We start from the raw sequence: 12339 nt of genomic DNA on the forward strand, positions 1-12339 counted from the left end.
GATCGAGCCATTGTAGTTAATGGCGCAGAGAAGGATCTGCAAAAGCAATGGCTTATATTTTATAATACTTTGAACGTGTTCCAAACGAGTGTTCACAAATTTTGTGATCGATCCACAAACTTTCCTGTAGAACCTAAAAAAGGAGGCTTAGAGTATCATTTTAAAATTTGGTCAATACTTCGTTGGCTGAATAAAGGATGTTTATACTGAGGGCATTTGTCCTTCAACTCATTACTGTAAAAGAGAGTAGCTTTTTATTTACTGACCATTACTGAATCGATTTGGCAATTTCGCAGAAAATTAATTCCGATCTTTGATAATATATGTTCTTTTTAGACGTACTTTATCGCTTTACAAAGTTTATTGTAAGAATCTTTACCAAGTAACATGTTAGATGCATAACTTAATGCGGCTTAAAAATTTATTTCAAAAAGATATATGCTAAAATTTTTAAAAAACAATTCTGAGAAACTTCTGGATCGGAGAAGAGCTGTTGTAGCCAATGGTGTTGGAGTTTTTAACACTGCCACAGTAAAGTCAGCCAAAGGGGCTACGATTATTGATACAGACGGTAAGGAGTGGATCGATTTTGCCGGTGGTATTGGGGTGGTTAACGCCGGGCACTGTCCGGAATCAGTCGTAAAAGCGATTCAGGACCAGGCCGCAAAGTATATCCATACCAGCTTTAACGTGGTAACCTACGAACCTTATATTGAGCTTTGTGAAAAGCTGGCCGAAATTCTTCCTCATGGGAAAAAGACCAAAGCGATGCTGGTTAGCACCGGAGCCGAAGCGGTGGAAAACGCTATCAAGATTGCACGCCAGGCAACAAGGCGACAAGCCGTTGTGTGCTACACAGGAGCATTTCATGGGCGGACTATGATGGCCATGACCCTTACCAGCAAGATTGATTATAAGGTGAATTGCGGCCCGTTTGCTCCTGAAGTGTATCGCCTGCCATTTCCCAACTACTACCGCTATAACCGGGGAGGGGATTTGGATCAGTTCGCGGAATGGGAACTGAAGCGCCTGCACGAAAGCATGCGGAATATGGTGGATCCGAATAATGTGGCTGCCATTATAATAGAACCTGTTCAGGGTGAAGGCGGCATCAACCCGGCACCTGAAAAATATTTAAAAGGACTGCGAAAATTCTGCGATGACCACGGCATCATGCTGATCTTTGATGAAGTACAAAGCGGATTTGGCCGAACCGGAAACTGGGCAAGCTGGCAGAATTATGGTATCACTCCTGATATCTCCACATACGCAAAATCGCTGGGTTCGGGAATGCCGATTGCCGCTATTTTAGGTAAAGCTGACGTGATGGACGCGGCCGCACCCGGAACTATAGGCGGAACGTATATCGGTAACCCGGTTTGCTGCGCCGCCGCATTGGCTACCATTGCCTACATGAAGGAGATCAACCTGAACAGAAAAGGTGTGGAAGTGGGCAAATACACCCGGAACAGGCTTAAGGAACTGCAAAAGAAATGCCCGCAAATTGGAGATGTTAGAGGGCTCGGAGCATTTCTCGCCGTTGAGTTTGTGAAAAACGGAGACCCCCGGCAACCCGATGGTGAGCTGACCGGTAAAATTGTAAAAGCATGTGCTGAGCACGGTCTTGTTTTATTAAGTGCAGGAACCCATAAAAATGTACTACGCATTCTGTCTCCTCTGGTCATTACCGACGAGCAGCTCGATAACGGCCTGAGTATATTAGAAGAAGAAACAATGAAAGCGTGCGGAGTTAAGTCATGAGGCCATTTGCAATTGCAGGCGTTCAGATGAAGGTGTTTGCCACCCAGTCTAACGTAGAGATGATGAAAGTGAAACTTGATATCCTTATGAACCTCTACCCCTGGGTGGAGATGGTGGTTTTTAGTGAGCTTTGTGCATACGGGCCGCTCATTCATACCGCACAGCAAGTCGACGGACCGTTTGAACTTGAAATGAAGAGAATGGCCAAAAAGCACGGTATTTGGCTCCTTCCGGGATCCATCTTTGAAAAAAGAGGAGATCAGGTTTACAACACGGCTACTGTTTACAATCCGCAGGGTGAGGTGGTTACGCGGTACAGTAAAATGTTTCCATTCTATCCGTATGAAGTGGGCGTAACTCCAGGCAATGAGTTTTGTGTATTTGATGTCCCGGATGTGGGAAAGTTTGGTGTTTCCATCTGTTACGATATGTGGTTTCCGGAAACAATTCGGACACTTAGCGTAATGGGCGCGGAAGTGATTCTCCATCCCACGCTGACAGGCACGATTGACCGTGAAATTGAACTTTCTATTTCCAGGGCATCAGCCGCTACAAATCAGTGCTATTTCTTTGATATCAACGGTCTGGAATCAGGGGGTAGCGGACGCTCCATCATCTGCGGGCCGGATGGAAGAATCCTCTATCAGGCTGATTCTACGGAGGAGCTTATTCCAATTGAAATTAACATGGAAAAAGTGAGGCGAAGCCGCGAGCTCGGATTATTGCGATTAGGTCAGCCGCTGAAAAGTTTTCGGGATCACATAGGTGATTTTAAAATTTATAAGGAAGGGTTTGATCGTTCCTATCTCGATTCGCTCGGTCCGCTTATTAAACCGAAACGCGTTGATGAGCTGGCGAAATTGAAAATGCAGGAAAAAAATCTGGAATCACTCGAACCCGGGACGGAATATAAGCGGAACCTGGATGACGATGAGTGAACAGTATTTTGAATACCTCTGACCAGGAAAAATTCATTGCAGATGTAACCACATTTATTTTTTTAAAAAAACCGGAAGCCTATGACAGCTAGTAAAAAGAGCAGCACGCACCATTTTAATGTTGCTCAACTGCGAATCGACTTATGGAACAGGCTTCGGTCTCAGCTTCATGTCCACCAAAAAGAAGGGAAAAGTGGTGTTAATTCAGCGAGTAATAAGAGTGTTTTGGAGCTTCTTGATGATATCTCCATTGTTGAGAAATATTACTCCTTTCCGGGTAAAAAGCGGGTTAAGAAATTACAGGAGATCGTTAAGAACGAAGAGTACTATACAGCTTCAACCCGGGTAAATGAATTTGTTCGTCAGGTTGTAAGTGAATCGTATCGAAGTAACCCCGGCCTGATTAGTAGTGACTTCGATGAAGAAAATACAGGAGGCGAGAGTTCTGACCATAGCCACAAAGGCGGTAATAAAAACCACTTTGAAGTTCTTTTTGTGGATGACTTGTCTCGCCATGAAGAAGAAGCTATGAGATCAAAAATAGCTGAACTTCGCGAAGAGGATGAACATCTTTTATATGATATTATCGTTCAACATTCATTCCAGGATGCTCTTATCGCACTGCTGCTTAACTATAACATACAGGCGGTTGTTATTCGGTATGCTCCTCCCTACGCTTCGGATAACATTGAAACGCTTCTCAAGCCATTTTTAGGATATATCCACGATCTGAACTTTTCAAATGTATCAGAAGAGGACCTCGGCCCGATACTGGGTAAAATTATTAAGCTGTTCCGCCCTGAACTGGATATTTATTATGTAACAGATACCGCACTTCTGCAGCTAAAGGATTCCACCGTAAAAAATTTCCGGAGAATATTCTATCGGAAAGATGACATCCAGGAGCTGCATCTGGCTATTCTCAGGGGAATCCGGGAACGCTACAAAACACCATTTTTTACCGCTCTTAAAGAATACAGCCAAAAACCGGTCGGGGTCTTTCATGCGATGCCGATATCCCGAGGAAACTCTGTTTTCAAATCCCGATGGATACGTGATTTTGGTCAGTTTTATGGACGCAATCTCTGCCTGGCTGAAACTTCATCTACGACCGGCGGGCTCGATTCACTTCTTCAGCCGACCGGATCGCTGAAAACTGCCCAGGAAATGGCATCCAAAGCGTATGGATCCAAACGTACATTTTTTGTGACCAACGGTACGTCAACATCCAATAAAATTGTTCAGCAGGCACTTGTTGAGCCGGGAGACCTGGTTCTGATTGACCGTGACTGCCATAAATCTCACCACTACGGCCTGGTCCTCGCCGGTGCGCTTCCGGTCTACCTGGATTCGTACCCGATCGAAAAATACAGCATGTATGGTGCGGTTCCGCTCGAAGAGATAAAGCACACTTTGCTGGAACTGAAAAAAGCCGGCAGATTGGATAAAGTGAAGATGCTGCTGCTTACTAACTGCACCTTCGACGGCCTGGTGTATAATGTTGAAAAAGTGATGGAAGAGGTTCTTGCCATCAAACCGGATATTATCTTTTTGTGGGATGAAGCGTGGTTTGCTTTTGCCGGATTTACCTACACTTACAAACAGCGCACCGGAATGTTCGTTGCGAACAAGCTATACAATAAATACCGGTCAGAGGGATATCGTGAAAAATATAAAGCCCATGTAGAATCTCTCGGCGAAGGTGAACTTCCTTCGATGCCGGATCCCGATAAGGTGAAGATTCGGGTGTATTCTACTCAAAGTACTCATAAAACGCTGTCGAGCTTCCGCCAGGGATCCATGATCCATATTTGGGACGAAGAGTACAGGCGGCTGGTGTCCGACAGTTTCCAGGAAGCCTACATGACCCACACTTCTACATCTCCTAACTACCAGATCCTGGCTTCGATGGATGCCGGACGCCGGCAAGTGCAGTTTGAAGGATATGAGCTGGTGGAGAAAAGTATTGAGCTGGCAATGTCGATTCGTGCCAAAATTCACGATCATCCGCAGCTGCACAAATATTTTCGGGTTCTGACTGTGCGCGATTTTATACCCGATCAATTCAGGAAGTCAGGACTGGATGAATATTACACGGATGACCATGGGTGGAATAGGATGGAGGATGCATGGGAGCATGACGAGTTTGTTCTGGATCCTACCAAAATTACGCTGGCGGTCGGGTTATCAGGCATTGATGGTGATACCTTCAAAAATGAATATCTGATGGACCAGTACAACATCCAGATTAATAAAACCTCCCGAAACTCAATTCTATTTATGACCAGTATCGGCACCACACGCGGAAGCGTCGCCTATCTGGTAAACACGCTGCTTCAGATTGCTGCGAAGCTGGACGAGGAGCAACCGGCAATGAACAAAAAAGAGAAAGAGATTCTTGAAAATCGAATTCACTCTTTGATGGAAGACGTACCTCCTCTCCCTGATTTCAGCCGCTTTCATTCCACATTCCAGGCCGTTGCAGGGGTTAGGGGTGGCGATATCCGACAGGCGTATTTTCTTGCCTATAAGTCAGATAACTGTGAATATATTGCTCTCGATGATTGTTTAGATGTTATCGAAGGTGGTCGTGAACTGGTGTCAACAACGTTCGTGATACCGTATCCACCGGGATTTCCGGTGTTGGTGCCCGGGCAGGTGATCAGTAAAGAGATTATCAAATTCCTGCTTGCCCTTGATGTAAAAGAGATCCACGGATATCGCCCGGAACTTGGTTTGAAAGTGTTTACTGAAGAGGTGCTGGACAGCCGGGGAAAAATGCCTGCTCATGCCGAAAGTATTGCAGGGATTAAAGATTAATGAGTATTTGTAATGCCAAGAATAAAGTCTCCCCTAAAAAGGGGGACTTCTTAAACCAAGCTCAGATACTGCTAAATAGCGAACCACAAAGAAAACTATCAACCCAACAAAAACACCACCTATGTCAGACTCAAAAAAAGAAGTAAAGCCACTCAAAGGACTATCCGATATCCGACGGTTCTTTCACCGAAATGAAGTGCCTGTTTACTTTATCAGTGCTACAAATTTCAATCTTCTTGGGGCAGATGAGTGGATCAAAAGTTTCAAGTTTATTTGCTACATAGAGTGCTTTGACGGGCTGCATCCCAATATGTTCTCCCCGGAAGAAGAGGTGCCTCATGATGAGTTTGAAAGCATTGAGGATATCAACAATTACCTCCTCGAACATAAAGAAGTTGTGGATTACATTAAGAGCAGGAAGAAGGATGGACAGGCCGGAAAAGTGATGTTTTTAATGTTTGATGAAAAAACTGAAAAACTGGCCAAAAAGAACGGGCTGGAGGTCTGCTTTCCGCCGGCAAAAATGCGGACGTTTATGGACAACAAGGTAAACACCAACCGGATAGCTGAAAAAGCCGGTGTAGCCTGTGTTCCATATGTGCTTTCAGACGTAAAGGGATATGATCATCTGCGGGAAGTTTCTAAAAAGCTGGGCAATGATCTCGTGATCCAGACTCCTTTCGGTGATTCCGGACACACCACCTTTTTTATCTCTAATGAAGAAGAGTTTAAGAAGCACGAAGATGAGATCATCAGGGAAAAAGAAGTGAAAATCATGAAGCGGATCAACTGCCGTGGAGCCGCAATTGAGGCTTGTGTTACCCGGCACGGTACAATTGTGGCACCTTTGATGACCGAACTTGTTGGTTTTCCGGAACTGACTCCCTACAAAGGCGGCTGGTGCGGCAACGAAATTCATGCCGATGTCTTTACCCGTTCCATTCGTCAAAAAGCCCGTAAATATACACGGTTGTTTGGCGATCAGCTTCGGGAAGAAGGGTATAAAGGATATTTTGAGCTCGACTTTTTGATTGACCAGGACAACGGCCAGGTCTACCTTGGAGAGCTGAACCCCAGGATCACCGGCGCGAGCTCGATCACAAATCACGCTGTTTTTGCTCTTGCAGATGCTCCGCTCTTCCTCTTTCACCTGCTGGAATGGATGGATACTCCTTACGAATTGAGCGTGAAATCGATAAATGACCGATGGGCAAGACCCGAAAATATCGACGACTGGAGTCAGCTTGTGATTAAACATACCGAGGATACGGTAGAATATATTACGGAAGCACCACCCTCCGGTATCTGGAAAAAGCAGAAAGACGGCACCATAAAATATGATCGCATGGATACTCACCGCCGTGCTGTAGAAAAAGAGAATGAAGCGTTCTTTTTGCGAATAACAGGGGAGGGAGATTATCTATACGAAGGTGCTGATGTGGGCATCCTGGTGATGAGAGGCCGTTTGATGACGGATGATTTTAAACTCACCAAACGGGCCAAAGACTGGATTACGGCCATACAGGATCAATACAAAACCACCGAGCCGGCAAGTACGGAAGCGGAAAAAGAGAAAATCGCAGAGATTGCCGGGTTTAAAATGATGTAGATTCTGCCACAACCCTCAAAGGGTTTGATTTAGGATATAGAAATATAAGTGGTCACGAAAAATCCCATCCTTTTTAAGGAGGGGATTTAGGGGTGGTTAAAACAAAACCAGAAGTCAATTTTGGAAATTGAATTTCCAAGCAATGATCGAGAACCACCCCCGGCCCTTCCTTAAAAAGGGAGGGGAGTCACTTATTCAACATTCTTATACTAAATCACATTATTTACTCTCAGAATATTGATTACGCTCACACTTTAAAGCAGCAATAACATTATGCTCATAAAGATCAAATGTATCGACGAAGATCAGCCCGGCGAAAAATGGGCGAAGGTATTTAACAGAACCTGGCCTTATTACCGCGCCTGGTATTTGCAGGAGGGATTTACTGCAAGGCCTGGCTACCTGAGCTGCAGCGAAGCTCTGGAAGAGTATATGCCGGAGCTGGTCCCTCTATATGAGAATGTCTGTGAGCTTGCAGGAGGCGGTGACGTGGCCTCCCGCTACCTTTCCATGTGGAATCCGCCCGCGTTTATGAGTGGATGCACCCAGGTAGCCTGGACCAAAGACAGACCGGCACTGATCCGGAATTACGACTACAATCCAAAATGGTTTGAGGGCGTGATGCTGAAAAGCAACTGGCTGCAGCCGGTGATGGGCGTCAGCGATTGCAACTGGGGTTTACTTGACGGGATGAATGCCAGCGGGCTATGTGCATCACTAAATTTTGGCGGCAGAAACGTCGTTGGCGAGGGGTTTGGAATCCCCCTGGTGATTCGCTACCTGCTTGAAACCTGTAAAACTGTTGGTGAAGCGATAACTGCACTAAATCGAATCCCGGTTCATATGGCCTACAATGTGATGCTGATGGACCGGAATGGCAAGCACGCCACCCTGTTTTTAGGCCCCGATCGAAAACCGGGTCTGATCAAGAAACAGGCCTGCACCAATCATCAGGAAGATATTGAGTGGCCTGAGTATGCCAGGCAAACACAAACGATTGAACGGGAAAAAGCTGCCGAGACGTATTTAAAAGACGAGAAGATGACCCTGGATTCCATTTTTAAAAAATTTCTGCAGCCTCCTTTACATCAGTTTGATCTTAAGAAATCGTTCGGTACGTTATACAGTGCGGCCTGGTTCCCAAAAACCGGTGAATCAACATTGTTCTGGAAAGGGAAAGAGCTGCATCAATCGTTTGAAGAGTTTAACGAACAGCAGATAACGGTTCAAATAACCAAGCAAGCTGAGTCTTTAATTTATTGATTGAGAATCCTAAACCCGAAATTGACTTTAAAAATGTGAAAAAAGAATGAGACTTTAAAAAAAGGGTGTCATCCCGTACTTCATACGGGATCTCCCACCGTTGATATGGACAGGAGATACCGGATCGTGGTTCGGTATGACTGGTTGATTGCAACGTTCTTTATTGAACACCCTTTTTGGACAGCCTCCCGGTAGCGGTTACAGAACTTTGATTAGGACTGGAATCGGAAAAACAACTGACCTTCATTTTTCAAACCATCCCTTGCCAAAGGCAAACCTCGGGAAAATCCCTCCGAAAGGAGGAGACTTCTGGAACACATCATGAGGACTAAGAAAATTAAAACAAGCATTTAAAATCAACTATACATTATGGAATTCAAAAGCATTAATCCTTACAACGGAAAAGAAATTGCCACATACAAGGAACACAGCGAAGAGCAGGTAGATAAGATCCTGGAAAAATCCAGGGTTGCATTTGAATCCTGGCGAGAGGTTCCCATCAAAGAGCGCTGCAAACTGCTGACAAATGCGGCTGGCGTGTTAAGAAACAATTTGGACAAGTATGCTGAGACGATGACCCTGGAAATGGGCAAGCCAATCAGCGAGGCCAGGGGTGAGATAGAGAAGTGTGCCTGGGTGTGTGACTTTTACGCGGAAAATGCAGAGCGTTTCCTGGCCGATGAGATTATTGAAACAGATGCTTCTGAGAGCTTTGTCAGTCACGATCCGATTGGAACCGTGCTTGCCATCATGCCGTGGAATTTCCCATACTGGCAGGTATTCCGATTTCTTGCCCCTACTCTTGCTGCAGGAAATACAGGCCTGCTGAAACATGCCCCAAATGTGTTTGGATGCGCCACGCATATTGAAGAGCTGCTCCTTGAAGCCGGTTTTCCGGATGGTGTTTTTCAAAACCTGTTTATCCATCACGATAAAACAGAACGCATTATTTCAGATGATATAGTAAAAGCTGTAACGCTTACCGGCAGCGAACGGGCTGGTAAATCGGTCGGGGAACTGGCCGGGAAATACCTGAAGAAATCGGTTCTGGAGCTGGGCGGTAACAATGCGTTTATTGTGCTTGAGGATGCCGACATGGATCAGGCAGTGGAAACGGCAGTCACGGCCCGGATGATGAACAGCGGCCAGAGCTGCATCGCCGCCAAACGGTTTATTTTGGTGGGAGATGCCTACGAAAAATTCCTGCCCGCTTTTATCGATGGCGTGAAGACAATCAAGAAAGGGGATCCGGCGGATGAATCTACCGAGATCGGACCGCTTGCCCGGAAAGATCTTGCCGACCAGCTTCATGAACAGCTGGAGAAATCCGTTGAACAAGGTGCGAAAATTGAAGTTGGCGGGGAACAGGATGAAGCATTTCATGAGCCCACAGTGCTGACCGGTGTGAAACCGGGCATGGCCGCCTTTGATGAAGAAACGTTTGGCCCGCTTGCGGCCATCATACGCGCGAAAGATGCGGATGAAGCGTTTGAACTGGCGGCCGATTCTAAATACGGACTCGGAGTATCGCTTTTTACGACTGACATTGAAAATGCCCGGCGGCATATTGGCAAGGCACCAGATGGTGCTTTCTTCATCAACGAACTGGTGAAATCCGATCCGCGGCTTCCATTTGGCGGTACCGGTAATTCAGGGTACGGACGGGAGCTTTCCCGGGAAGGAATTCATGAGTTTGTGAATAAGAAGACGGTTTATATAAAATAGTAACAGGGCGAAGCCCCACAAGCGCTAACCTGAAATCATAAACACTGTCATTTATATTTCAAAATGTGTGGGGCTGACAAAAAAGCGTGGTATTTCAGAAAGGTTATATCTCATCATCCCGGACTTCGACCAGGGATCTCCTAACCATATCAAAGGATCCCGCTTTTTTCTTTAGACAGTCTGATTTTATAAGGCTAATGGGCAAAGCCCTTAGAAAACTATTAGATGACCTACTGGAAAGTTTGTGGGTGATGTCTAAATATGTAAATCATTTCTTAGACCATGTTAAAAATTTTCCAAATTATAGGCTATTGCTTTTGCAGATCCCTCTCAGCGCCATCAACGACAATGGCTCGATCCCCAAAGGGGCAGGCAGGATGACGGGCTCACTGGTTAGCACATGGGCGGCGCGGGTGTATACGTCGTGTTCAATATCGTCTTTTCGTCACGCCGCCCAACACGCCCAGATGAATCATCGTCATTCTGAATAAAATGGTGGTTTTCCGTTTTGTGCCCCGAGAGGGATGCCTTGGGCAAAGAATCTGCAAAACCAACATATGTTGTTCTCAGATAAGTTGTTTATCCTTCTGAATGATTCATCTGGCTTAATCAAATTATGCATAGATTTATAACATGTACCCACAAACTTTCCGGTAGAACCCTTTGAGAAGCAAGGATCATCCAATCCATCCTTACGTCATCCGTAAACGGATATCCTGTTTGATATCAATCAATAAAAAACGTACATAAGGAAATTAAATCCTTAAAATATATCCATATGCGATTAGCTGTTTTCTGTTTGATGATAGCCATCACCATTCCGTCACTTCAGTCCTGTACCTATTCTGGCCAAACGACAATTTCCACGGTAATTTCCGGCGCGACTTTGTTTGATGGCACGGGTGCTGAGGCGGTTGAGAACAGTATCCTCGTGATCGTTGATAACCGGATTGAGTGTGTGGGCAGTGATGAGGACTGCCCGGTACCTGACGGAGCAGAAGTCGTGGATGCATCGGGGAAATACATCACGCTGGGACTGGTGGATGCACACATGCACTTTTTCCAGACCGGCTTTTTCGACAGCCGGCCCGATGCCATGGATATCACAGATACCTATCCATTCGCGGAAATTGCCGCATACCAAGAGCAGAATCCGGAAAGATACTACGATACCTATGTCTGTTCAGGGATAACAGCGGTCTACGATGTGGGTGGGATGACCTGGTCAATTGATCTTGAAGAGGCGGCTGAATCGAATCCAATGGCTCCACATGTGGCTGCCGCCGGACCGCTTCTAACGCCTGTCCCCGGCGCGCCTTTTGATCTGCCATCCGATCGTGTGCTGGTTCAGCTTGATTCTGAAGAGACAGGTGTCAAGATGGTTCAGTATGTGTCAGCTCTGGGAAGTACGGGGGTAAAGTTTTGGCAGCTGGATGAGGATAATCCGGAATACATGGGCTATGTGGAAGCAGCTGCGGAAGAGATTGAGCGACAGGAAAACCAGATGATTGCTCATGCCACCACGCTTGCTCAGGCAAAAGCTGCGCTCAGGAATGGTGCAAAACTGCTTGTGCATAGCGTGAGTGATGTTGAAGTAGATGACGAATTTATAGAGCTGGCACTCGAAAACGAGACGATCTACAATCCAACGATTATTGTTGATGATGGCTATCTTAAAGCGTACCTGGCGGCTGCAGGAATGGAGCCTTTGTCAGTTACAGACGCCAGAGGCTGCGTGGACGATCGAACACTTGAGCTGATAAATAGTGCGGATCAATTCAGCGAACACCCGCAGTTTAACGGTGAGTTCAAAAGTTATCTGGAGAGAGGATCTGATCCGCAGAGAATGTACGATTCAGATTTTTTCGTCAGGATGAATCTCAGAAAAGTACATGAAGCTGGCATTCCAATCGTTGTGGGTACCGATGCCGGGAACCCGGGAACGTTGCACGGAATCTCTATTTATGATGAGATGGAAGCAATGCAGGAAGCCGGAATTTCCGCTGATGACTTGATTGTAGCAGCAACCCGAAACGGGGCGATGGCAATGCAGCGACTGGATGACTTCGGGACTTTGGAGGCCGGTAAATTTGCAAATTTAATTATTCTGGACGATAATCCATCTGAGGACATTTCGAACATGCGATCTCTATCAGAGGTTATGATCAAAGGTAATTTTTATAATCAATAAGCCTGTATTAAACGATTTAGACCCATTAATTC

The 12339-nt window shown here is 45.8% G+C and carries 7 protein-coding genes; all 7 read left to right on the forward strand.

The genetic code is table 11. The annotated features are described in order from the left end of the window. Positions 1–438: 438 nt before the first annotated feature. The 7 genes from AABW11_RS14080 to AABW11_RS14110 all read left to right on the forward strand — a co-directional run bounded on the left by AABW11_RS14080 (position 439) and on the right by AABW11_RS14110 (position 12307). Complete coding sequence (locus tag AABW11_RS14080) at positions 439–1761, forward strand: aspartate aminotransferase family protein (protein ID WP_340105759.1); 1323 nt, start codon at positions 439–441, stop codon at positions 1759–1761. Further along, positions 1758–2699 (forward strand): carbon-nitrogen hydrolase family protein, encoded by a 942-nt coding sequence (locus AABW11_RS14085; protein ID WP_340105760.1) that lies wholly within the window; start codon positions 1758–1760, stop codon positions 2697–2699. Before AABW11_RS14080 ends, AABW11_RS14085 begins: the two co-directional genes overlap by 4 nt. A gap of 81 nt (positions 2700–2780) precedes the next feature. Further along, complete coding sequence (locus AABW11_RS14090) at positions 2781–5519, forward strand: aminotransferase class I/II-fold pyridoxal phosphate-dependent enzyme (RefSeq protein WP_340105761.1); 2739 nt, start codon at positions 2781–2783, stop codon at positions 5517–5519. 121 nt (positions 5520–5640) lie between these two features. Beyond that, positions 5641–7128, forward strand: a complete 1488-nt coding sequence (locus AABW11_RS14095; RefSeq protein ID WP_340105762.1) for a biotin carboxylase — start codon at positions 5641–5643, stop codon at positions 7126–7128. Between the two features lie 273 nt (positions 7129–7401). After that, positions 7402–8391: a C45 family peptidase gene (locus AABW11_RS14100; protein ID WP_340105763.1), complete on the forward strand. Its 990-nt coding sequence runs from the start codon at positions 7402–7404 to the stop codon at positions 8389–8391. Between the two features lie 369 nt (positions 8392–8760). Next, a complete protein-coding gene (locus AABW11_RS14105) occupies positions 8761–10116 on the forward strand; it encodes an NAD-dependent succinate-semialdehyde dehydrogenase (protein ID WP_340105764.1) in 1356 nt (451 codons plus the stop codon). 778 nt (positions 10117–10894) lie between these two features. Then, on the forward strand, positions 10895–12307 hold the full coding sequence (locus tag AABW11_RS14110) for an amidohydrolase family protein (protein WP_340105765.1): 1413 nt from the start codon (positions 10895–10897) through the stop codon (positions 12305–12307). Positions 12308–12339 lie beyond the last annotated feature (32 nt).

This window comes from Rhodohalobacter sp. 8-1, from assembly GCF_038150125.1.
GTDB lineage: Bacteria > Bacteroidota > Rhodothermia > Balneolales > Balneolaceae > SW132.